This window comes from Mesorhizobium sp. GW821-FHT04C10 (genome assembly GCF_059420305.1).
Window position 1 is genome coordinate 1,186,502 of record NZ_JBWKTL010000001.1, and the last position, 20,477, is coordinate 1,206,978.

Consider the following 20,477-nt stretch of genomic DNA (forward strand, 5'->3'; position numbering starts at 1 on the left):
GTCCTACTGCCCTACTCCCTATTCCCTCCCCTTCGAGGACAAACATGGCCCTTCAATCGCGAAAATATCCTCTGCTGCGGCGCTCGCGCGCGATGTGGGGCTCGCGGCGCGTGTGGCAGCCGCGCCTGGTGTTCTGGGCCGGAGCGGTCTCGATCGGCGTCATCAGCGTGCTGTTCGCGGTGCTGGCCGACAAGGCGCAGGTGCTGTTCCATGTCATGATCGATGATGGCGGCGGCTGGCGCTTCTATCTGCCGCTCATGATCACGCCGCTTGGCTTCGTGCTGTGCGCCTGGCTGGCCCAAGCTTTCTTTCCGGGCTCGCAAGGCAGCGGCATTCCGCAAGCAATCGCCGCGCGCCATCTGCGTGACGACGACGATCGCAACCACCTGCTCTCATTGCGGCTTGCGGCCGGCAAGATCGCGCTCACCATCGTCGGCCTGTTCTGCGGCGCTTCCATCGGTCGCGAAGGCCCGACCGTGCAGGTCGGCGCCTCGCTGATGCTGCAGGCGGCGCGCTGGGGCGGCATGGCGCAGGCGCGGGGCCTGATCCTGGCCGGGTCGGCCGCCGGCATCGCGGCTGCCTTCAACACCCCATTGGCCGGCATCGTCTTCGCCATCGAGGAAATGGGTCGCACCTATGAAGCGCGCACCAACGGGCTGGTGCTGACGGCGGTCATCCTGGCCGGCATCGCATCGCTCGGCCTGCTCGGCAACTACACCTATTTCGGCATCTCCAGAGACACGATCTCGTTTGCCGCCGAGTGGCCGCTGGTGCTTGCCTGCGGCGTCATCGGGGGCGGCTTCGGCGCGCTGTTCTCGCTGCTGGCGCTGAAGATCACGCGGCGGATCCGCCGCTGGCACACACAGCAGCCCCTGGCTCGCGCGCTACTGGTGGCCGCATTCTGCGGGCTCGGCGTGGCGGTGATCGGCATTGCGTCGGGCGGGCTGACCTTCGGCACCGGATACGCGCAGGCGCGCGGCGCGGTGGAGGGTACGCCGCTGCCATGGCTCTTCTTCGTGGAAAAATTCCTGGCCGGGCTGCTGTCGATGGTTTCGGGCATTCCAGGTGGCATTTTCGCGCCCTCGCTGGCGGTCGGCGCCGGTATCGGCAGTTCGCTCGGCCTTTTGTTCGGCGCCAGCGCGGGAGCCGCCGCGCTGCTCGGCATGGCCGGCTATTTCGCCGGCGTGGTGCAGGCGCCGATGACGGCTTTCGTCATCATCCTGGAGATGACCGGCAACCACGACAATGTCATCGCGCTGATGCTGGCCTCGATGCTGGGCTACGGCACGGCGCGGATGATCTCGCACGAGCCGCTCTATCACGCGCTGTCGCGCGTCTTCATCGCCGAGGCGATCCGGCGTCGGCGGGCGGAGGCCGCGCCGGAATCCGGCCATGGCTGAAAAGCAAAAGGCCGGGCTTTACGGCCCGGCCTTTTGCGTCAAAGCTAGGCTCTGCCTATTTGCACTTGGCGATCGACGACAGCGCCGCCGAAATGCCCTTCAGCGAGAAGACATAGGAGGTGGGATTGCCGCGGCCGGATTTCGCCGTCACCTTCATGTCGGTGCCGGTCTTCATGGCGGCGATCAGCACGGGTTCCTCTGCCGCGTTCTCGACCCAGGCCGACTTGCCGCGGGTGAACATCGAGAACGACTTCTTGTCGATGGTGACGGTTGCCTTGGAACCTTCCTGGAAATTGTAGCCGGCAATGAACTGCGGCTCGTAGGACACCTGCTGGCCAGGCCGCTGGCTGACAAAGAAGAACATATCGCCATGGTCGAGCGTCGGCGGCTGCTTGTCGGTCGGCACGGTCAGCACGTAGCAGACCTTGCCGCCCTGCGCCTGATAGCTGTAGGTGCCCCAGGCATTGTGCTGGCCGATCTTGGTCGCCTGCTGCGCCAGTGCCGGCGCTGCCGAGGCCGCCAGGACCAGGCTCGAAACTAGTGCTATCAATCCGCGCATCGTCTTTCCCGTATTCCAAATGGTGCGGAGGCGGGCCGCTTGGCGTCCTGCCGTCGCTTCATTTTGATTTAATCTGGGTTACCAAACGGTGAATTTCCCTCAACAAAAGGACGCTCACCCCAGGAAACCGCCGCCATTCCCGCGCCGCCGCCCTTGTCGGCAGCCGGCGCGACGTCCCTTCGGCGACTTGGAGGCCACGAAAGCGGCAAGAGTTTGACTTTTCAACCGGAGCTGCGAACGCCTCCATCCACAAGATGCGCACCGCGCGAAGACGCTCAGCCCTTGTCGGCGATGGCGTCCTTGGCGGCCTGGCGATGCGCCGGCGTGATGTGGGCGCTGACGGCGGTGATCGCGGCAGTCAGCACGGCGATGTCGTCGGTGAAACCGAGGCCGAAGATGAAGTCGGGAATGAGGTCCACCGGCAGGACGAAATAGCCGAGCGCCGCCACCAATATGCCCTTGGCGCGCAACGGCGTGTTCTTGTCCATGGCGCAGTAATAGGCGGCGACGACGTCTTCCATGAAGGGGATCTGCCGCGCGGCCTTCTTCGCCGTGCGCCAGAATTTCTCGCGCACTTCGCCCTCGCCGCCCAGCCTGTCGCCAAAGCCGAAGAAATCAAAACCGGGTTGTTGCGCCATCAATGTCTCCTGGCGGGTCTCATGCGCATCCAGGCGCATGCCTCGCGGGGAAAATGTGGTGAAAGGTGAACCCGGGTGCAAGATGCCGGCACCGATTTGGGATTCTCCGCTGTCTTGGCGACCGTGCGATACCGGGCATCAACCACCGGCAAAGCGGTTCATTCTCTTCGCCAGTGCGATGTCGAGCGCCGTGACGCCGCCGGCGTCATGGGTGTTCAGCGTCACGTCAACGGTCTTGTAGACGTTTGACCAGTCGGGATGATGATCCATCTTTTCGGCCGCCAGCGCGACGCGGGTCATGAAGGCGAAGGCTTCGGAAAAATTGTTAAAGGCGAAGCTGCGCCTGATCGAGGCGCCGTCCGTGGCCAGCGACCAGCCGCCGAGTTCGGCAAGGGCAGCGGTGATGGCGTCCTTGCTGAGTTTTTCTCTCGTCATGATGATTTCCCGTGCTATCTCGAATTTGACCCTCACCATACTGCAAGTCGCCCAAAAGTGTTTTGCGGTTTTGGGGTTCCAAATGCACAAATGGCGCATATCGAATGAGCATAACGCCCATAAATTCCATCCTTTTCGTCTGTCTCGGCAATATCTGCCGGTCGCCGCTGGCAGAGGGCGTTTTTCGCGCCGTTTGGGCCGAGCGCGGCTGGGACCGCGATATCCGGCTCGACTCGGCCGCGACCAGCGGCTGGGAGGTCGGCTCGCCCCCCGATCCACGCTCGATCGCGGTCGCGATGCGTCACGGCATCGATATTTCCGGACAGCGGGCGCGCAAGATCACGCCGCAGGATTTCTCCCGTTTCGACCTGGTCCTTGGCATGGACCGCTCGAATGTCGCCGACCTCAAGGCGCTGGCTCCGGCCGCGCGGGACCGGGTGCAGCTCTTCCTGGAGTTCGCGCACGGACAGGCGCGCGACGTGCCCGATCCCTATTATGACGGGCCGGAGGCCTTTGCCGAGGTCTATCGCATGATCCGCGAGGCGTCGGAGGCGCTGGCGACACGGCTGGCCGCGCGGGCGTCGGTGCCCGACAGCGGCCAGGCCTCCTCGACGATATAGGGGCCGCCGCCGACCGAATCGCGCGACGACATCAGGACGAAGCGGCCGATACGAAATGGCAGCGTGGAGAAATTGCCGCGGGCCGAAAGATACTGGGCGACATCCAGCGGGCTCGAATTGCGCAGCCGCGCCAAGGTCACATGCGGCATGAACTTGCGCGGATCGGCGGGAATGCCGAGCCGCTGGCAGATGCGGTCGATCTCGCCCTGAAGCCCGGCCAGATCGGGCGAGGCGGAAGCGCCGGCCCACACCGCATGCGGCTTCTTCTGGCCAAAGGCGCCGACGCCGGACAGGGTCAGCGAGAATGAGGGCCGGTGGACACGGTCCAGCGCATTGGCGATCTCGTCGGCGACATGGCCCTCGACATCGCCGATGAAGCGCAGCGTCAGATGGTAGTTTTCGACATCGATCCAGCGCGCCCCGGGCAGGCCGCCCCGGAGCAGGGACAGCGAAAGGGCGGCGTCACGCGGAATTTCGAGGGCGGTGAAAAGACGCGGCATGAAGAGCCTCCCTTCCTCGAATCGAACTGTCATCCATAGCGAATCATCGATAGTCGAATGGAGCAAGAGGTTTATTGGTCACAGGCTTTGCCAAAAGTTTCCGCAAGGGAAAGCAGTTTATCCAGCCTCATGAGCCGCCCGGGACCGCCGCGATGGTCTTCTCGACCGTCGGCAGGATACGCTCGACCATCCGGTCGACACCGCTTGCGCTCGGGTGCATGCCGTCCTCGAGTTGCAGGCCGGGCTGTCCGGCGACGCCGTCAAGGAAGAACGGATAGAGCGCGACATCGTATTTCCCCGCCAGGTCCGGAAAGATGGCGTCGAAGGCGTTCTGGTAGTCGGCGCCGAGATTGGGCGCGGCGCGCATGCCGGCGAGCAACACAGCGATCTTGCGCTGTTTGAGCTTGCCGAGCATCTCGTCGAGGTTCTTCCTGGCGATGTCGGGCGAGATGCCGCGCAGCATATCGTTGGCGCCGAGTTCGAGGATGACCAACTGCGTGCCGTCCGGCACCGACCAATCGAGCCGCGCCAGGCCGCCGCTCGTGGTGTCGCCGGAAACGCCGGCATTGGCGACGGTAACGTCATGGCCCTTGGCACGCAGCGCTGCCTGCAATTTGTCGGTAAAGCCTTGACCGGGTCCAAGCCCGAAGCCCGCCATCAGGCTGTCACCGAAGCCGACGATCTTGAAGGGCTCGGCACGCGCCGACGAAATCGCGCCGCAAATGGCCAGGAAAAGGACCAGGCCTGCGGCTATCTGGCGTTTGAAAGACATGCGGCAGGCCCCATATGACCAAGGAATTCTTCCGGCGACGGCTTCCGGCAAGCAGAGCCATCATCCCTGATATAGGACGCTTTCATTTTGACAGAAGCCGTCATCGCGCTGAAAGACGTATCCCTGACGCTCGGCGAAGGCGCGTCGTCAGTCCATGTGCTGAAAGGCGTCAGCCTCGAGGTGGCGCCCGGCGAGGCGACTGGCATCGTCGGTCCCTCGGGGTCCGGCAAGTCGACCTTGCTGATGGTGCTGGCGGGTTTGGAACGGATCGATTCGGGTACGGTACGAATCGCCGGCGAGCTGCTCAATGGCAAAAGCGAGGATCAGATCGCTTCGTTTCGTGGCCGAAACATTGGCATTGTCTTCCAGTCCTTCCACCTCATCCCCAACATGACGGCGCTTGAGAATGTCGCGGTGCCGCTGGAGCTGGCCGGCCATGCCGATCCGTTTTCGGTGGCGGCGCGCGAGCTGGCGGCGGTCGGCCTCAGCGACCGCGTCACCCATTACCCCGGCGAACTCTCCGGCGGCGAACAGCAGCGCGTGGCGATCGCCCGGGCGCTGGCGCCCTCGCCGCGCATTCTCATCGCCGACGAGCCGACCGGCAATCTCGACCAGGCGACGGGACGGCAGGTCGCCGACCTGCTGTTCGCCAAGGCGGCCGAGCGCGGCATGACGCTGGTGCTTGTCACCCATGATCCCGCGCTCGCGGCACGCTGCGCGCGCCAGGTGTCGATGCGCTCCGGCCGTATCGAGGCGCCGACCCCACCGACCCCATTGAAGGTCACCGCCTGATGCCGCTGGCACGGACGCTGAAGCTCGCCGTCCGCTTTTCGTTGCGCGAGATGCGCGGCGGCCTGTCCGGCTTCCTGATCTTTCTCGCCTGCATCGCGCTCGGCGTCGCGGCGATCGGCGGCGTCAATTCGGTTGCCCGTTCGATCAGTGCCGGCGTCGCCAATCAGGGCCAGACGCTGCTTGGCGGCGATCTTCGCTTCCAGGTCAACCAGCGCGATGCCAGCCAGGCCGAACATGGCTTCCTCGACGGGCTGGGCGTTGTTTCGCGCACCGCCAGCATGCGCTCGATGGCGCGTCTGGCAGACGGCTCCGACCAGGCGCTGGTCGAGGCCAAGGCGGTCGACGATGCCTATCCGCTCTATGGCGCGCTGGAGACGGAGCCGGCGCTGACAAAGCAGGAATTGTTCGGCGAGGAATTCGGCGTCTTTGGCGCGGCGGCGCCCGATCTTCTGTTCGAACGGCTGCATCTCAAGCTCGGCGACCGGCTGAAGCTCGGCACCGCCACCTTCGAATTGCGCGCCAGGCTGGTCACCGAGCCGGATGCCGTGTCCGACGGTTTCGGCTTCGCGCCAAGGCTGATGATCTCGACCGAAGGCCTGGCCGCGACCGGGCTGGTCCAACCGGGCAGCCTGGTCGAAAACGCCTACAAGATCCGGCTGCCCGCCGATGCCGACGAGGCGCGGCTCAAGGCCATACAGGATCAGGCGGCCAGGGATTTTCCGGAAGCTGGCTGGTCGATCCGCACGCGCGGCAACGCCGCCCCCGCCCTGTCGTCCAACATCGAGCGCTTCTCGCAGTTCCTGACGCTGGTCGGGCTGACGGCGCTGGTGGTCGGCGGCGTCGGCGTCGCCAATGCGGTGCGCGCCTATCTCGACGGCAAGCGCGGCGTCATCGCCACCTTCAAGAGTCTCGGGGCTTCCGGCGGTTTTGTCTTCACCGTCTATCTCGTGCAAATCCTGATCATAGCGGCTCTCGGTATCGCCGCTGGTCTGGTGCTCGGCGCGCTGATGCCTTTTGCCGCAAGTGCCGCGCTTCAATCCGTCATTCCGGTGCCGGCGCAAGGCGGCTTCTACCCCGGCGCGCTCGGCATGGCGGCGCTGTTCGGGCTGCTGGTGACGCTGGCCTTCGCGCTGCTGCCGCTCGGACGCGCCCGCGACGTGCCGGCGACAGCGCTGTTTCGGGAGATGGGCCTGGAAGGCCGCGGCTTTCCGCGACTTGTCTATATTGCCTCCGCCATCGGCATCGCGCTGCTGCTGGCGGTTCTGGCCATCCTCTTTTCCGGCGACCAGCGCATCGCCTCGATCTTCGTCGGCGCCACCATCTTTTCCTTCCTGGTGCTGCGCCTGGTCGGAGCGTTGGTGCAATGGGTGGCAAGGAAGAGCCCGCGCGTGCGCTCCGTGGCGCTCCGTCTCGCCGTCGGCAACATCCATCGACCAGGCGCCTTGACGCCATCGGTGGTGCTGTCGCTGGGGCTCGGGCTGACGCTGCTGGTGACGTTGGCGCTGATCGACGGCAATCTGCGGCAGCAGATCTCCGGCAGCCTGCCGGAGCGGGCGCCGAACTTCTTCTTCGTCGACATCCAGAGCAGCGATGTCGATGCGTTCTCGGCCCTGGTCGGCAAGGAGGCGCCGCAAGGGACATTGGTCAAGGTGCCGATGCTGCGCGGCCGGGTGATGGCGCTCAACGGCGTCGCCGTCGACAAGGTCAAGGTGCCGGCCGAGGGCGCCTGGGTGCTGAAAGGCGATCGCGGCCTGACCTATGACGCCAGGCAGCCGGAAAACGCGACGCTGACCGAGGGCGAATGGTGGCCGGACAATTATACCGGCGAGCCGCTGGTCTCCTTCTCGGCGCAGGAAGGCAAGGAGATCGGGCTGAAGCTCGGCGACACCGTCACCGTCAATGTGCTTGGCCGCAACGTGACGGCCAGGATCGCCAACTTCCGCCAGGTCGTGTGGGAGACGATGGGCATCAATTTCGTCATGGTGTTCTCGCCCAACACATTCGCGGGCGCGCCGCATGGCTGGATGGCGACGCTGACCGAAAAGAGTGCCTCGACGGCCGACGATGCCCGTATCCTCAATGCCGTTACCCGCGCCTTCCCCGCGGTAACGACGGTGCGCGTCAAGGACGCGCTCGATGTCGTCAACCGGCTGGTCGGCCAGCTCGGCACCGCGATCCGGGCCGCGGCCGGGGTGGCGCTGTTCGCTTCGGTGTTGGTGCTGGCAGGCGCGCTTGCCGCCGGCAACCGGGCGCGCATCCACGACGCCGTGGTGCTGAAGACACTCGGCGCGACCAGGAGGACGCTGATAACGGCGTTCTCCCTGGAGTACATGCTGATCGGATTGGCCACGGCCATCTTCGCGCTGGCCGCCGGCGGCATCGCGGCCTGGTACATCGTCGCCCGCATCATGACGCTGCCATCGCATTTCATGCCGGAGGTGGCCGTGGCAACCATCGTCTTTGCGCTGGTCATCACGGTCGGCATCGGTCTTGCCGGCACCTGGCGGGTGCTCGGCCACAAGGCGGCGCCGGTGCTGCGCGACCTCTGATCCCTCTCTAATCCTTGGCGGGACTCTGGGGCGGAGCGAGCCCTCCGCAATTAAATCTTGGTAAGGATGCCGGCCCGGAAGCCCGGAGAATCGGTATTTCGACCTCTCACGAACCGTTACATCCGGTTACGGTCTTGTTCTTGACGCGAATAACCATCATATTTCGCCACAGGCATGCTGGAGCCCCGCCAGCGGCGCCTGGGTCCGCAAGAGGCCCGACACCGGACGGGGCAGAAGCAATAGAGGATTCCAATGGCTGATCCCATTCGCAATTATCAGACGTCGGCGGTGCCCGGCGTCCGCGCCGACATCGATCAGGGCCTGCGCGCTTATATGATCAAGGTCTACAATCTGATGGGGCTTGGCCTCCTCATCACCGGCCTTGCCGCCGTCGGCACGATCATGCTGGCCACCACCACCGATCCGGCCTCGGCTGTCGCAACGCTGCCGAGCGGCGAGATGCTGACGTCCTTCGGCTATGCGATCTTCGGGTCGCCGCTGCGCTGGGTGGTGATGCTGGCGCCGCTGGCCGCCGTGTTCTTCCTGTCGTTCAGGATTCAGTCGATGAGCATCGCTGCCGCGCAGACCACGTTCTGGGTCTATGCCGGTCTCGTCGGCCTGTCGCTGTCGTCGATCTTCCTGGTCTACACCACGGCCAGCATTTCGCAGACCTTCTTTGCCACGGCCGCCGCCTTCGGCGCGCTGTCGCTGTACGGCTACACGACCAAGCGCGACCTGACGGCGATGGGCTCGTTCCTGATCATGGGCGTGTTCGGCATCATCATCGCGTCGGTGATCAACATCTTCCTGCAGTCGTCGGCGCTGTCCTTCGCCGTGTCGGCGATCGGCGTCCTGGTCTTCGCCGGCCTGACCGCCTACGACACGCAGAAGATCAAGGAGATGTATTTCGAGGGTGACGTTTCCGATGTCGCCGGCCGCAAGGCCATCATGGGCGCGCTGAGGCTCTATCTCGATTTCATCAACCTGTTCATGTTCCTGCTCCAGTTCATGGGCGACCGCCGCTAAGGCACGCTTCATGGTCTGACTGGACCATCGGGTTTGAAAAGGGCGGCCCAACGGCCGCCCTTTTCTTTTGCGCCGGCGTTTGCTGTTATCGGAAGCAGACAGAAGGCCTGCATAAAGAATGTGCACTATCGTGATACGGCCGGCCACTTCGGCCGACCTCGACACCATCACCGAAATCTATGCCGACGCGGTGACCTATGGCACGGCGAGCTACGAACTGGAGCCGCCAGACCGCGCCGAGATGGGCACGCGATTCGCAACGCTCACGGCCGGCGGCTTCCCGTATCTGGTGGCGGAAAAGGACGGGGCTGTGCTTGGCTATGCCTATGCCGGTGCCTTCCGCCCGCGCCCGGCCTACCGCTTCATCGTCGAGGATTCGGTCTATGTCGCGCCCGAGGCCAAGGGCCAGGGTGTCGGCCTCATGCTGATGCGCAGCCTGATCGCGGCTGCCGAGGCGGCGGGCTTCCGCCAGATCGTCGCGGTGATCGGCGACGGCCATCCAGGCAGCGCCTCGGTCAAGCTGCATGAAAAGCTCGGCTTCCGCCACTCCGGCCGGCTCGAAGGCTCCGGCTACAAGCACGGGCGCTGGCTGGACACGGTGTTCATGCAGCTGTCCCTGAATGGCGGCGCGTCGTTGCCGCCGGATCCGGCCTCGCTGCCTGAGCGGAAGTTCCGCGGCGCTTGAGAGGAATTGAGGAACTGAGGAACTGAGGAACTGAAGAATTGGAGAAGAAGGCGGTTTCTTCAGGCGTCGAGCCCTTTTCTTAAATTCCTCAGTTCCTCAGTTCCTCAGTTCTTCAGTTCCTCAATTCCAATTGTCCCGCTCAAGCTCCCACAACCCTGAGCTTGCTGTCGAAGACGCCGAGCACGCGGCCGAGTTCTTGCCCGCGCTTGAGGATGCGGCCGCCGGCGGCGATAACGGCGAAGGCGCCCTGTTTGCGGGCCAGTTTCGGATCCTTGACGATCTGGAACAGCGGCACTTCGCTGGCCCGGCGGAAGACGGAAAACACGGCCCTGTCGGTGAGATGATCGATGGCATAGTCGCGCCATTCATTAGCGGCGACCATGCGTCCGTAGAGCCTGAGGATCTGGTCCAGTTCACGCCGGTCGAAGCGCACAGGCTGGTCGAGGCGCTCATGTCGCGCCTCGTGCAGCGGGATCAATATTGCGGATGCGTCACCATCCCCCGTCCCGCCGCTATCGTCGCTCATGCCTCGATCCTTCAAAATGAATCTTTGCCAACCAAAGTTGGCCCCTTCGCGTTGCAATTGCAAGAGCCGGCGAAGCGGTGCGGCGCCGCGCCGTTTCCGTTGCGTCCAGTCACGTTTGCAAACCGCATGTTGGAATTGGTGATGCTTCGCCACATTTCTGCCTTTATTTATCCGCGCTCATGCCCCAATGTCCGACGAATTTACCCGTGTTGCCTGAGACGGTTCGGTCCGGCACCGGCTCGTAAACCCCAAGCCCCCCGCCCACGGGTCAGCGTCGGATCGAACCAACCTCGGTTTTTCCTTGGAAAAATCAGGTGCGACGATCCCAAAACCTAAATGACCGGCGTCAGAAGCAAGCTGACGTCGGTTTTTTGTTGGCCTTTTCCTTCTCCCCCAGGGGGAGAAGGTGGATCGGCGCGCAGCGCCGAGACGGATGAGGGGTGTTCCAGCTTGACGCCGGCGTTCGATCACCGCCACGGTTGCAGGTTGAGATCCTGTACGTAGGCAATGATGGTGTCGCAAACGCCGTTCAAATCCTTCAGCACGTCGTCGTTCCAAAAGCGCAACACACGAAAGCCTCTCGCTGTCAGTTCCGCACTACGTGTGTTGTCGTAAGATGATTCAGCGTGTTGGCTTCCATCAATCTCGACAATCAGTCCTGCCTCGACGCAGACAAAATCGGCAATGTACTTTCCGACCGGCATCTGGCGCCGGAATTTCATCCCGTCGAGCCAGCGGCCACGCAGCTCTTGCCAAAGCCTGTCTTCCGCTTCCGTCATGTCGCGCCGAAGGGAGCGAGCGAAGCGACGTTTTGGCTGGTGGAACTGGCTGATGCGGCATTGCGCAAGATTAGTTCGACGTTGCGATCCGTCCAGCACCCCTCATCCGTCTCGGCGCTATCGCGCCGATCCACCTTCTCCCACAAGGGGAGAAGGAAGAGGCGCTACGGCTTGTGGATGAAGGCGGCGCCGAGGATGGGGCCCGGCATGCCGTCCTTGCCGACCGACTGCAAAAGGACGGCGCAGCCGCCCTTCTTGGTGATCTCGCTCAGCGGCAGTTCATAGCGCTGCGCCTTGCCGTGCCACATGCCGGCGGTCTGGATGCTGGTGACGGCGTTCCAATAGGTCATCTTGCGGCCGGAGTTCTCGCCCTGGGCGATCTTGACCGTCTGCGGCGGCTCGAAATAGACGATCACGACATGGGCATCGTTGGGTCCGGTGCCAGCGTCGCCGGCATCGATGATCACGCGGTCGCTGGTACGGCTGATCTTGATTGGCACATGCATGCCTTCGCCGGATTTCGCCATGCGGGCGAGCGCGCCGTTGACCTCGCCACGATTGGCGCCGTTGACATGCACGCGGCCATTGAGGACGGCCTGCGGCGTATAGACCGAGCGGCTGCCGAAGGCGCGCATATAGTCATTCTGCCGCTCGGTGTTTTCCTTGCGGCTCAGCGTGTCCTTCCAGCCGAGATAGTCCCAATAATCGACATGGTAGGAGAGCGCGACAATATCTTCCCTGGCGGCGAGTTCGGCGAAAAACGCGTCGGCCGGCGGACAGGAACTGCAGCCCTGGCTGGTGAACAGTTCGACCACGCCCAGCGGCTTGTCGGGCTGGGCTCTCTCGGCCTGGATTCTTTCGGCTTCGCCGGCATGGCCGGCATCGGCAAAAGCCGAGAAGGCCAGCGCAAACGCTGCCAGCCACAGTGATCTTCGCCAGGCCATGACCATTCCAATTCCCGCCGGTGGCGCCGGCTTTGTTCTGATTGGTTGAAATATGTGGCAGAAGCGGAAGTCAACGGGAAGTCACGTTGCGGTGAAATTTTTGCCATTGCAACCGAAGGTAAGGGCGCAATAGGAGAGACACTGCATTTCACGACGTGGTTCGATTCGGGGATGGCATCATCACCATGTGGCAAACTCTCCTGACCCCTGTCGATCTCTATTGCGAGCGGACCGGACCTGGACTTTGGGCCGAGCCGACGAATGCTTTGACTAACCTTGCTTTCATTATCGCGGGACTATGGGGTGTGCGGGAAGTACGCCGACTGAAAACCGGGACCTTCGCCGAAGTGCTGGCCTGGTGGGTGGTGGCGATCGGTATCGGCTCGACGATCTTCCATACCTTCGCCACCAAGGGCACGGTCTGGGTCGACGTGCTGCCGATCGCCGGCTTCACGCTGGCGTACACGCTGTTTAACCTGCGCCGCTTCCTCGGGATGGAATGGGGCAAGGCGATCGCGGTCTTCGTCGTCTTCTATGCGGTGGCCGGGGCGATAAGTTTCGCCGTGCCGGATTGGCTGCGCCAGGCGTCAAACGGCACGACGGGCTACCTGCCGCCGTTCCTGGCGCTCGCCTTTTTCGGTGTCTGGGTGACGGTGAGCGGCAACCGGGCCGGCTGGTACAATCTGACCGGGTCGGCGATCTTCGTGGTGTCCGTCATCTTCCGCATGATCGACCCGATGGTCTGCGCCGGCTTTCCGCTCGGCACGCATTTCCTGTGGCACATCTTCAACGGGCTGATGCTGGGCGTGCTGCTGGCCGCCGCGGCGCGGTATGGGGCGCCGAAGGGCAGTAGGGCAGTAGGGCAGTAGGGCAGTAGGGCAGTAGGGCAGTAGGGGTCTTGCCTCCCTACTCCCTTACTGCCCTACTGCCTTATTCCCTTCCGATTATGCCGCCAAGTCGCGCAGCACGTACTGCAAAATGCCGCCGTTCTTGAAGTAGTCGAGTTCATCCAGCGTATCGATGCGACAGATGATCGGCACGTTCTTCACCGAGCCGTCGCCATAGGTGATCTTGGCGGTCATCGTCTGGCGCGGCCTGATGGCGCTCAGGCCGTCGATCTCGACCAGTTCGTCACCCTTGAGGTTGAGCGAGGCCCACGAGGTGCCTTCCTCGAAGACGAAGGGGATGACGCCCATGCCGACCAGGTTCGAGCGGTGGATACGCTCGAAGGACTGGGCGATGACGGCGCGGACACCGAGCAGGTTGGTGCCCTTGGCCGCCCAGTCGCGCGACGAGCCGTTGCCGTATTCGACACCGGCGAAGATGACCAGCGGCACGCCTTCCTTCTTGTATTCCATCGCCGCGTCGTAGATCGATTCCTCTTCCTTCGACGGGTAGTGGATGGTGTAGCCGCCCTCGCGTCCGTTCTCGCCCAGCATGTGGTTGCGGATGCGGATGTTGGCGAAGGTGCCGCGCATCATCACCTCATGATTGCCGCGCCGCGTGCCGTACTGGTTGAAGTCGGCGACGCCGACGCCATGGTCGGTGAGGTACTTGCCGGCCGGCGAGGCGGCCTTGATCGAACCCGCCGGCGAGATGTGGTCGGTGGTGATCTTGTCGCCGAACAGGCCGAGCACGCGGGCGCCCTTGATGTCGCCGATCTTGCCGAAACCGGCGGTCATGCCGGCGAAATAGGGCGGGTTCTGCACATAGGTCGAGTTGTCGTCCCAGGCATAGGTCTGGCCTTCCGGCGCCTTGACGTTCTGCCAGTACTCGTCGCCCTTGAAGACGTCGGCATATTTGCGGGCGAACAGCTCGCGGGTGACGTTCTTCTCGATGAACTCCTGGATCTCTGCCGAGCTTGGCCAGATGTCCTTGAGGTAGACCGGATTGCCGTTCTTGTCCTCGCCGAGCGGCTCGGTGGTGAGGTCCTTTGTCACGGTTCCAGCCAGCGCGTGCGCCACGACCAGCGGGGGCGAGGCGAGGTAGTTTGCCTGGACGTCGGGCGAGACGCGGCCTTCGAAGTTGCGGTTGCCGGAGAGCACCGCGGCGGCAATCAAACCCTTATCGTTGATGGTCTTGGAGATCGGCGCCGGCAGCGGGCCGGAATTGCCGATGCAGGTGGTGCAGCCGAAGCCGACCAGGTTGAAGCCGATCTGGTCGAGCTCCTTCTGCAGGCCGGATTTCTCCAGATATTCGGCGACCACCTGGCTGCCGGGGGCGAGCGAGGTCTTCACCCAGGGCTTCTGCTTGAGGCCGAGCCGGTTGGCGTTGCGGGCGAGCAAGCCCGCGCCGATCAGCACGCTCGGATTCGAGGTGTTGGTGCACGACGTGATGGCGGCGATGACGACGTCGCCATGGCCGAGGTCATGGTCGGTGCCTTCGACGGCGTAGCGCTTGGAGATCTCCGCCGCCTTCTTGTATTCGGTCTCCATCGCCTTGGCGAAGCCGTCCGGAATGCCTTCCAGCGCGACACGGCCCTCGGGACGCTTGGGGCCGGCCATTGATGGCACGACGCTGCTCAGCTCGAGTTCGAGCAGGTCGGTGAAGACCGGGTCGGCCGAGCCCGCCTCGCGCCACATGCCTTGCGCCTTGGAATAGGCTTCGACCAGCGCGATGCGGCTTTCCTCGCGGCCCGACATCGTCAGGTAGCGGATGGTCTCCGAATCGACCGGGAAGAAGCCGCAGGTGGCGCCATATTCGGGCGCCATGTTGCCGATGGTGGCGCGGTCGGCCAGCGTCATGTTGGAGAGGCCCGGGCCGAAGAATTCGACGAACTTGCCGACGACGCCCTTCTTGCGCAGCATCTGGGTGACGGTCAGCACCAGGTCGGTGGCGGTGACACCTTCCTTCAGCTTGCCGGTGAGGCGGAAGCCGATCACCTCGGGCAGAAGCATGGAGACGGGCTGGCCGAGCATGGCCGCCTCGGCCTCGATGCCGCCGACGCCCCAGCCGAGCACGCCAAGGCCGTTGATCATGGTGGTGTGCGAATCAGTGCCCACGCAGGTGTCGGGATAGGCCGTGGTTTCGCCATCCTCGGTGTTGGTCCACACGACCTGGCCGAGATATTCGAGGTTAACCTGGTGGCAGATGCCGGTGCCGGGCGGCACGACGCGGAAGTTGCGGAATGCCTGTTGGCCCCATTTCAGGAACTTGTAGCGTTCCTCGTTGCGCTCGTATTCGAGCTCGACGTTGCGGGCGAAGGCCATCGGCGTGCCGAACTCGTCGACGATGACGGAGTGGTCGATGACGAGGTCGACCGGCACCAGCGGGTTGATCTTCTGCGGATCGCCGCCGAGCGAAGCCATGGCGTCGCGCATCGCGGCAAGGTCGACCACGGCCGGAACGCCGGTGAAATCCTGCATCAGCACGCGGGCCGGGCGATAGGCGATCTCGACGCCGGCGGTGCCCTTGTCGGTCAGCCAGCCGGCGACCGCCTGGATCGATTCCTTGGTGACGGAGCGGCCGTCCTCATTGCGCAGCAGGTTTTCCAGCAGCACCTTCATCGAATAGGGCAGCTGGGCGATGCCGGTGAGGCCGTTCTTCTCGGCCTCGACAAGGTCGAAATAGACATATTCGGTACCGCCCGCGGTCAGTGTGCGGCGGCAATTGAAACTATCGAGGGATTTTGACACGTGCGATCCGTCCTTGTCTGTTCAGCCTGAAAGGGAACGGACGCCGATGGCATGCAATCACGCGCAAAGGTGCGGGTACGGCCATTTCCGCTGTCCGCTCCCAAGCAACCCGAGCCGTTCAAGGCGGCGCGTGCGCTGGTTCGGCGCAAATTCTGTTCCCGCGCCGACCGCTGGCACGGATGCACCGCATATAGAGAATTTTCTGGAATAGTTCTAGACAGTTGGAGAGCAAATTTGTGCGATGCGGCAGCGCTCGCGAAACATTGTTTTCAGGGCAGGCGGGGAATGCGGCTTATCGCCGAAAATCTGGGCGGCGAACGCGGCGGCGAGGCGGTGTTTTCCGGCATTGGCTTCGACCTCGGAGATGGCCAGGCGCTGGTCGTCACCGGACCGAATGGATCAGGCAAATCAACCTTGCTCAGGATCATCGCCGGGCTGCTGCCGAAGGCGGAAGGTCGACTGCTGATCGAAGACGGCGGCGATGACTTTCCCTCGATTGCCTCGGCCTGTCACTATCTGGGTCACCAGAATGCGATGAAGACCGCGCTGAGCGTCACGGAAAATTTGCGCTTCTGGCGCGACTTCAACGGCGATGGAGATGTCGGGGTCGAAGAGGCGCTGGAAACGGTCGTGCTTGGTGGCATCGGGCATCTGCCGTTCGGCTATCTGTCGACCGGGCAAAGGCGCCGCGCGGCGATCGCGAAACTCCTGGTCAGTCACCGGCCATTGTGGCTGCTCGATGAGCCGACGGCGGGGCTGGACAAGGCCTCGGAGGAGCGATTCGCGGGGCTGATGGCGAGGCATTGCCGGTCTGGTGGGATGATCGTCGCGGCGACGCATCTGCCGCTGGGGATCGAGGGAGCGAAGGAATTGAGGATGGGGCAGTCCTTTTGATGACAGCACTCTACGGCGCCCCCCTCTGTCCTGCCGGACATCTCCCCCACGAGGGGGGAGATCGGCTGTTGGCCCGGCTTTCGCCAATCTCCGGCATCGCAAGAGGTGCGCCGACGGCGAAGCTGCCAATCTCCCCCCTTGTGGGGGAGATGTCCGGCAGGACAGAGGGGGGCGCGAAGGAACGCCAGCCTCAACTAGGGACCACATCATAATGTGGTCGCTCTTCCTGCGCGATGTCCGCCTCAACATCCGCGCCGGCGGCGGTGCGCTGACCGGCGTCATCTTCTTCCTCGCCGTCATCGCCACCATCCCCTTCGGTGTCGGGCCGGACCTGAAGCTGCTTGCCCGCATCGGTCCGGCGATCCTGTGGATCGGGGCTCTGCTCGCCTGCCTGCTCGGGCTCGACCGGCTGTTCCAGGCCGACCGCGAGGACGGCTCGCTCGATCTCCTGGTGCTCGGCAACGACCGGCACATGCTGGCGCTGACCGTGCTGGTGAAGTGCCTCGCGCATTGGGCGGGCAGCGTGCTGCCGCTGGTGATCGCCGCGCCCCTGCTCGGCCTGTTCATGAACATGGAGCCGCTCGCCATCGGCGCCACGGCGCTCACGCTTCTGGTCGGCACGCCGGCCATCACCTTCATCGGCGCGGCAGGTGCGGCCGTCGCGGTGGCGCTGCCGCGCGGTGGACTTCTGATCTCCGTGCTGGTGCTGCCGCTGACCATCCCGGTGCTGATCTTCGGCGTTTCGGCTAGCTATGGCGCGACGGCAAATCCCGATCCGTTCCTGCAGCCCTTCCTCATTCTTGCCGCGCTGACCTTGTTTCTTGCCGTGCTGGGGCCGGTCTCGGCGGCGCTGGCCTTGCGGCATGGAACGGATTGATGTCGCCGAAGGCTCGAAGGCCGCGACGCGGCGTCCGATTGCGAAGCCGATGGCGCGAAGCTAAGGGAAGGTCATGATCGGGTACGGTGAAATGATAGCGGGAGGGGAGCGAGGCGCATGAGTGCACACGCGCTCTATGTCACCGCGGCCTATGGCATCACCGCCATTGTGCTGGCCGGGCTGATCGTCTGGATCCTGCTCGACCAGCGGGCCCGCAAGCGCGAACTCGCCGAACTCGAAGCAGCCGGCGTGCGGCGCCGTTCCGACAAGGTGGCCAAGCCATGAGCAGCGAAACCGAAACGCCGACGCGCGGTCGACGCCTGTTCGTGCTGTTGCCGCTGCTGGTCTTCCTCGGCCTTGCCGGCCTGTTCCTGTCGCAGCTGCTTTCCGGACGCGATGTCTCGGAAGTGCCGTCGGCGCTCATCGGCCTGCCGGCGCCGCCGACAAACCTGCCGGCGCTGGAGGGCTCGAACCTGCCGGGGCTGGATTCGAAAGCGTTCGCCGGCAAGGTGACGCTGGTCAACGTGTTTGCGTCATGGTGCGCGCCGTGCCGGGAAGAGCACCCGGTGCTTCTGGCGCTGTCGCAGGACAAGCGATTCGTGATGGCGGCGCTGAACTACAAGGACCAGCCGGAAAACGCCCGCCGGTTCCTCGGCGACCTCGGCAACCCGTTCCAGGCGATCGGCGTCGACGAAGCCGGCCGCGCGGCGATCGACTGGGGCGTCTATGGCGTGCCGGAAACTTTCGTCATCGGCAAGGACGGCAAGATCGCCTACAAGCATGTCGGCCCGCTGACGGCGGAGTCGGCCCGGGATCTGCTGTTGCCTCAGATCGAGAAGGCGCTGGCAGCGCCGGGTTAAGCGCACCCCCTTCTTTCGTCATTCTAGGGCGAAGCAAGGAGCGAAGCGACGCGGCGCAGACACTAGGATCCATGCCGGGACGTTGGTGACAGGCAAAGCGAACCAGGATTGGGGACTCTTCGCCGCGGATAGAACCGCTATTCCGAGCCGCTGCATTCTTTCGCTTGAAGTCGCGGCATGGATCCTCGGGTCAAGCCCGAGGATGACGAACGCGCGAGGGCCGATCAGGCAGAGATCAGCCGTAGATCTGCTTGTGGATCTGGTAGAGCATTTCCGAGCGATCGGCGCGCATGTCAGCCAGATCGCGGCTCGAGAAGCTGTCGATTTCGGCGACGAGGCGGTTGTAGTGCTTGCGCTTGGCGATGCTGCTGCGAGCGCGGTTCATGAGATCGTTGAACATAGCAAGGGTTCCTTTCGTGCCGCATTTGTCGCGGCCGGTTGTTCCTCCCTTGATCGATACGGAGCATGACATAGGAATGGTGCATTGCAAAAAGAAGATGTTGCAATGCACCATTGCACGCAGCGCATAGCCGGTTAATCGAGTCCTAAGGTGCGTCGCGGCCGCATGGCAGCTTCCTCTCCGTTTTGTCATACAAATTGCGAAGGCGCCGTCTTGCCAGATCGATCGCGGGCTGGCTTGATCTGCCGTCACGTGATGCCGGGAGGAAATGCATGGCGGCCGCAGACTATTATGAAGTTCTCGATCCGCGCTTCGCGCGCCTGTTCAATGGCAGCGCGCAGGTGGAGAAGCTGTTCACCGGATGCCGCTGGGCGGAGGGGCCGGCCTGGTTCGCAGCCGGCCGCTATGTCGTCTGGTCCGACATTCCGAACAACCGCATGCTGCGCTTCGACGAGACGGACGGCAGCGTCAGCGTCTTCCGCCAGCCCTCGGGCAATTCCAATGGCAACACCGTCGACCGGCAGGGCCGGCTGGTCACTTGCGAGCACTCGGGCCGCCGCGTCAGCCGCACCGAGCATGACGGCTCGGTCACCACCATCGCCGCCAAATGGAAGGGCAAGCGGCTGAATTCGCCCAACGACGCGGTGGTGAAATCCGACGGCTCGATCTGGTTCACCGATCCGAGCTACGGCATCGACACCGACTATGAGGGCGACAAGGCCGAGAGCGAGATCGGCGCCTGCCACGTCTACCGGGTCGATCCCGATAGCGGGGAGGTCGAGGCCGTCATCACCGACATGGTCAGGCCCAACGGGCTTGCCTTCTCGCTTGACGAGAGCCTGCTCTACGTCGTCGACACCGGCCGCACGCATGGCGCAGAGAACCCGGCGCATATGCGGGTGTTCAATGTCGGCAAGCATGGCAAGAAGGTTTCGGGCGGCAAGGTCTTCGCCGACTGCACGGCCGGCCTGTTCGACGGCTTCCGGCTCGACGCCGACGGACGCATCTGGACCAGCGCCTTTGACGGCATCCATTGCTACGATCCGGACGGGACGCTGATCGGCAAGGTCAAGGTGCCCGAGGTGACCGCCAATTGCGTGTTCGGCGGCGCCAAGCTGAACTGCCTCTACATCGCGGGCACCACCTCGCTCTATTCGGTGCGGCTGATGGTGAACGGGGCCAAGACCTATTGAGGCTGCTGGACACTCTTCTTTGGCGGGTTTTGATGGCGCTCCTGCGCATAAAAGTGGCGCCCGCCGCGCCGAAGTTGCCGAAGTTGCCGAAGCGGCCACCATTCAGTCCGTCGGAGAGGCTTTCAAAGCAGCTTCTTGCCGGGAACCAGAGAAACCCAAGGGGAGAGCGTCATGCCATTCGTCAACATCCGCATCGTCAAGGAAGTGATCGCCGCCGATCCGGCAGGCAAGAAGGCTGATATCGCCAAGAAAGTCACGGCGGCCATCATGGATGCCACCGGGCTCGGCAATGACGATGTCTGGGTGGTTTTCGAGGAGGTCAACGCCCGCGACTGGTACGTCGGCAAGACTGATGTGGAGACGCTGCGGAAGGGGTAGCTCTTCCCTTCTCCC

23 protein-coding genes are annotated in these 20,477 nt (G+C 63.9%); 13 read left to right on the top strand and 10 right to left on the bottom strand.

Annotated features, from left to right (window positions below; translation table 11 throughout):
• The first annotated feature begins 44 nt into the window (after positions 1–44).
• A complete protein-coding gene (locus AC07UC_RS05685) occupies positions 45–1,400 on the top strand; it encodes a chloride channel protein (RefSeq protein WP_494904580.1) in 1,356 nt (451 codons plus the stop codon).
• Between the two features lie 55 nt (positions 1,401–1,455).
• On the opposite strand, the gene AC07UC_RS05690 is transcribed toward AC07UC_RS05685, so the two are convergent.
• From AC07UC_RS05690 to AC07UC_RS05700, 3 genes are all read right to left on the bottom strand, one after another.
• A complete protein-coding gene (locus AC07UC_RS05690; protein ID WP_140776129.1) occupies positions 1,456–1,959 on the bottom strand; it encodes an invasion associated locus B family protein in 504 nt (167 codons plus the stop codon).
• Between the two features lie 275 nt (positions 1,960–2,234).
• Positions 2,235–2,597: a YkvA family protein gene (locus tag AC07UC_RS05695; RefSeq protein WP_127278702.1), complete on the bottom strand. Its 363-nt coding sequence runs from the start codon at positions 2,595–2,597 to the stop codon at positions 2,235–2,237.
• A gap of 138 nt (positions 2,598–2,735) precedes the next feature.
• Positions 2,736–3,032 (bottom strand): 4a-hydroxytetrahydrobiopterin dehydratase, encoded by a 297-nt coding sequence (locus tag AC07UC_RS05700; protein WP_494904583.1) that lies wholly within the window; start codon positions 3,030–3,032, stop codon positions 2,736–2,738.
• Between the two features lie 104 nt (positions 3,033–3,136).
• Here AC07UC_RS05700 and AC07UC_RS05705 point away from each other — a divergent pair, with 104 nt between their 5' ends.
• Positions 3,137–3,652 (top strand): low molecular weight protein-tyrosine-phosphatase, encoded by a 516-nt coding sequence (locus AC07UC_RS05705; protein WP_140776125.1) that lies wholly within the window; start codon positions 3,137–3,139, stop codon positions 3,650–3,652.
• On the opposite strand, the gene thpR is transcribed toward AC07UC_RS05705, so the two are convergent.
• Together thpR and AC07UC_RS05715 are read right to left on the bottom strand one after the other, a co-directional pair.
• Positions 3,556–4,152, bottom strand: a complete 597-nt coding sequence (gene thpR / locus AC07UC_RS05710) for an RNA 2',3'-cyclic phosphodiesterase (protein ID WP_140776123.1) — start codon at positions 4,150–4,152, stop codon at positions 3,556–3,558. The genes AC07UC_RS05705 and thpR overlap by 97 nt on opposite strands.
• A gap of 127 nt (positions 4,153–4,279) precedes the next feature.
• On the bottom strand, positions 4,280–4,924 hold the full coding sequence (locus AC07UC_RS05715) for an arylesterase (RefSeq protein WP_140776121.1): 645 nt from the start codon (positions 4,922–4,924) through the stop codon (positions 4,280–4,282).
• An 87-nt stretch (positions 4,925–5,011) separates the two neighbouring features.
• Between AC07UC_RS05715 and AC07UC_RS05720 the strand changes: the two genes are divergently transcribed.
• From AC07UC_RS05720 to AC07UC_RS05735, 4 genes are all read left to right on the top strand, one after another.
• Positions 5,012–5,716 (top strand): ABC transporter ATP-binding protein, encoded by a 705-nt coding sequence (locus tag AC07UC_RS05720; protein WP_140776119.1) that lies wholly within the window; start codon positions 5,012–5,014, stop codon positions 5,714–5,716.
• Entirely contained in the window at positions 5,716–8,265 is a 2,550-nt protein-coding gene (locus AC07UC_RS05725; RefSeq protein WP_494904584.1) for an ABC transporter permease, read from the top strand. The genes AC07UC_RS05720 and AC07UC_RS05725 overlap by 1 nt, the downstream gene beginning before the upstream one ends.
• 252 nt (positions 8,266–8,517) lie before the next feature.
• A complete protein-coding gene (locus tag AC07UC_RS05730; RefSeq protein WP_202325343.1) occupies positions 8,518–9,291 on the top strand; it encodes a Bax inhibitor-1/YccA family protein in 774 nt (257 codons plus the stop codon).
• A 118-nt stretch (positions 9,292–9,409) separates the two neighbouring features.
• A complete protein-coding gene (locus AC07UC_RS05735; RefSeq protein WP_494904585.1) occupies positions 9,410–9,976 on the top strand; it encodes a GNAT family N-acetyltransferase in 567 nt (188 codons plus the stop codon).
• Positions 9,977–10,115: 139 nt separating this feature from the next.
• Here the strand turns inward: AC07UC_RS05735 and AC07UC_RS05740 are convergent, their stop codons facing one another.
• From AC07UC_RS05740 to AC07UC_RS05750, 3 genes are all read right to left on the bottom strand, one after another.
• Entirely contained in the window at positions 10,116–10,502 is a 387-nt protein-coding gene (locus AC07UC_RS05740) for a DUF2794 domain-containing protein (RefSeq protein WP_202325345.1), read from the bottom strand.
• Between the two features lie 467 nt (positions 10,503–10,969).
• Positions 10,970–11,380 (bottom strand): endonuclease domain-containing protein, encoded by a 411-nt coding sequence (locus tag AC07UC_RS05745; protein WP_494904586.1) that lies wholly within the window; start codon positions 11,378–11,380, stop codon positions 10,970–10,972.
• 65 nt (positions 11,381–11,445) lie between these two features.
• Positions 11,446–12,231: a DUF1223 domain-containing protein gene (locus tag AC07UC_RS05750; RefSeq protein WP_140776109.1), complete on the bottom strand. Its 786-nt coding sequence runs from the start codon at positions 12,229–12,231 to the stop codon at positions 11,446–11,448.
• A 179-nt stretch (positions 12,232–12,410) separates the two neighbouring features.
• On the opposite strand from AC07UC_RS05750, the gene AC07UC_RS05755 reads away from it, so the two are divergent.
• Positions 12,411–13,094 (top strand): ceramidase domain-containing protein, encoded by a 684-nt coding sequence (locus AC07UC_RS05755; protein ID WP_494904587.1) that lies wholly within the window; start codon positions 12,411–12,413, stop codon positions 13,092–13,094.
• A gap of 75 nt (positions 13,095–13,169) precedes the next feature.
• Here the strand turns inward: AC07UC_RS05755 and acnA are convergent, their stop codons facing one another.
• The gene (gene acnA / locus AC07UC_RS05760) at positions 13,170–15,860 is read right to left on the bottom strand and encodes an aconitate hydratase AcnA (protein WP_494904588.1); all 2,691 of its coding nucleotides are present in this window, start codon (positions 15,858–15,860) and stop codon (positions 13,170–13,172) included.
• 285 nt (positions 15,861–16,145) lie between these two features.
• On the opposite strand from acnA, the gene ccmA reads away from it, so the two are divergent.
• The 4 genes from ccmA to AC07UC_RS05780 all read left to right on the top strand — a co-directional run bounded on the left by ccmA (position 16,146) and on the right by AC07UC_RS05780 (position 18,491).
• Positions 16,146–16,754, top strand: a complete 609-nt coding sequence (ccmA, locus tag AC07UC_RS05765; protein ID WP_494904589.1) for a heme ABC exporter ATP-binding protein CcmA — start codon at positions 16,146–16,148, stop codon at positions 16,752–16,754.
• 211 nt (positions 16,755–16,965) lie between these two features.
• Positions 16,966–17,631 (top strand): heme exporter protein CcmB, encoded by a 666-nt coding sequence (ccmB, locus tag AC07UC_RS05770; protein WP_494904590.1) that lies wholly within the window; start codon positions 16,966–16,968, stop codon positions 17,629–17,631.
• A gap of 117 nt (positions 17,632–17,748) precedes the next feature.
• The gene (ccmD, locus tag AC07UC_RS05775) at positions 17,749–17,916 is read left to right on the top strand and encodes a heme exporter protein CcmD (RefSeq protein WP_056574565.1); all 168 of its coding nucleotides are present in this window, start codon (positions 17,749–17,751) and stop codon (positions 17,914–17,916) included.
• Positions 17,913–18,491, top strand: a complete 579-nt coding sequence (locus AC07UC_RS05780; protein WP_140776103.1) for a DsbE family thiol:disulfide interchange protein — start codon at positions 17,913–17,915, stop codon at positions 18,489–18,491. The genes ccmD and AC07UC_RS05780 overlap by 4 nt, the downstream gene beginning before the upstream one ends.
• Before the next feature lie 235 nt (positions 18,492–18,726).
• Here the strand turns inward: AC07UC_RS05780 and AC07UC_RS05785 are convergent, their stop codons facing one another.
• A complete protein-coding gene (locus tag AC07UC_RS05785) occupies positions 18,727–18,891 on the bottom strand; it encodes a hypothetical protein (RefSeq protein ID WP_140776102.1) in 165 nt (54 codons plus the stop codon).
• 272 nt (positions 18,892–19,163) lie between these two features.
• Between AC07UC_RS05785 and AC07UC_RS05790 the strand changes: the two genes are divergently transcribed.
• A complete protein-coding gene (locus AC07UC_RS05790) occupies positions 19,164–20,084 on the top strand; it encodes an SMP-30/gluconolactonase/LRE family protein (protein WP_140776101.1) in 921 nt (306 codons plus the stop codon).
• A 171-nt stretch (positions 20,085–20,255) separates the two neighbouring features.
• Positions 20,256–20,462 (top strand): tautomerase family protein, encoded by a 207-nt coding sequence (locus AC07UC_RS05795; RefSeq protein WP_013892236.1) that lies wholly within the window; start codon positions 20,256–20,258, stop codon positions 20,460–20,462.
• Positions 20,463–20,477 lie beyond the last annotated feature (15 nt).

Bases quoted from the DNA above. Each gene is read 5' to 3' on its own strand.
- AC07UC_RS05715 (WP_140776121.1), bottom strand. From the start codon at position 4,924: ATGTCTTTCAAACGCCAGATAGCCGCAGGCCTGGTCCTTTTCCTGGCC.
- AC07UC_RS05740 (WP_202325345.1), bottom strand. From the start codon at position 10,502: ATGAGCGACGATAGCGGCGGGACGGGGGATGGTGACGCATCCGCAATA.
- AC07UC_RS05735 (WP_494904585.1), top strand. From the start codon at position 9,410: ATGTGCACTATCGTGATACGGCCGGCCACTTCGGCCGACCTCGACACC.
- AC07UC_RS05730 (WP_202325343.1), top strand. From the start codon at position 8,518: ATGGCTGATCCCATTCGCAATTATCAGACGTCGGCGGTGCCCGGCGTC.
- AC07UC_RS05685 (WP_494904580.1), top strand. From the start codon at position 45: ATGGCCCTTCAATCGCGAAAATATCCTCTGCTGCGGCGCTCGCGCGCG.
- AC07UC_RS05755 (WP_494904587.1), top strand. From the start codon at position 12,411: ATGTGGCAAACTCTCCTGACCCCTGTCGATCTCTATTGCGAGCGGACC.
- AC07UC_RS05795 (WP_013892236.1), top strand. From the start codon at position 20,256: ATGCCATTCGTCAACATCCGCATCGTCAAGGAAGTGATCGCCGCCGAT.
- ccmD (WP_056574565.1), top strand. From the start codon at position 17,749: ATGAGTGCACACGCGCTCTATGTCACCGCGGCCTATGGCATCACCGCC.
- AC07UC_RS05690 (WP_140776129.1), bottom strand. From the start codon at position 1,959: ATGCGCGGATTGATAGCACTAGTTTCGAGCCTGGTCCTGGCGGCCTCG.
- AC07UC_RS05700 (WP_494904583.1), bottom strand. From the start codon at position 3,032: ATGACGAGAGAAAAACTCAGCAAGGACGCCATCACCGCTGCCCTTGCC.
- AC07UC_RS05780 (WP_140776103.1), top strand. From the start codon at position 17,913: ATGAGCAGCGAAACCGAAACGCCGACGCGCGGTCGACGCCTGTTCGTG.
- AC07UC_RS05785 (WP_140776102.1), bottom strand. From the start codon at position 18,891: ATGTTCAACGATCTCATGAACCGCGCTCGCAGCAGCATCGCCAAGCGC.
- AC07UC_RS05750 (WP_140776109.1), bottom strand. From the start codon at position 12,231: ATGGTCATGGCCTGGCGAAGATCACTGTGGCTGGCAGCGTTTGCGCTG.
- ccmA (WP_494904589.1), top strand. From the start codon at position 16,146: ATGCGGCTTATCGCCGAAAATCTGGGCGGCGAACGCGGCGGCGAGGCG.
- ccmB (WP_494904590.1), top strand. From the start codon at position 16,966: ATGTGGTCGCTCTTCCTGCGCGATGTCCGCCTCAACATCCGCGCCGGC.
- AC07UC_RS05705 (WP_140776125.1), top strand. From the start codon at position 3,137: ATGAGCATAACGCCCATAAATTCCATCCTTTTCGTCTGTCTCGGCAAT.
- thpR (WP_140776123.1), bottom strand. From the start codon at position 4,152: ATGCCGCGTCTTTTCACCGCCCTCGAAATTCCGCGTGACGCCGCCCTT.
- AC07UC_RS05790 (WP_140776101.1), top strand. From the start codon at position 19,164: ATGGCGGCCGCAGACTATTATGAAGTTCTCGATCCGCGCTTCGCGCGC.
- AC07UC_RS05725 (WP_494904584.1), top strand. From the start codon at position 5,716: ATGCCGCTGGCACGGACGCTGAAGCTCGCCGTCCGCTTTTCGTTGCGC.
- AC07UC_RS05695 (WP_127278702.1), bottom strand. From the start codon at position 2,597: ATGGCGCAACAACCCGGTTTTGATTTCTTCGGCTTTGGCGACAGGCTG.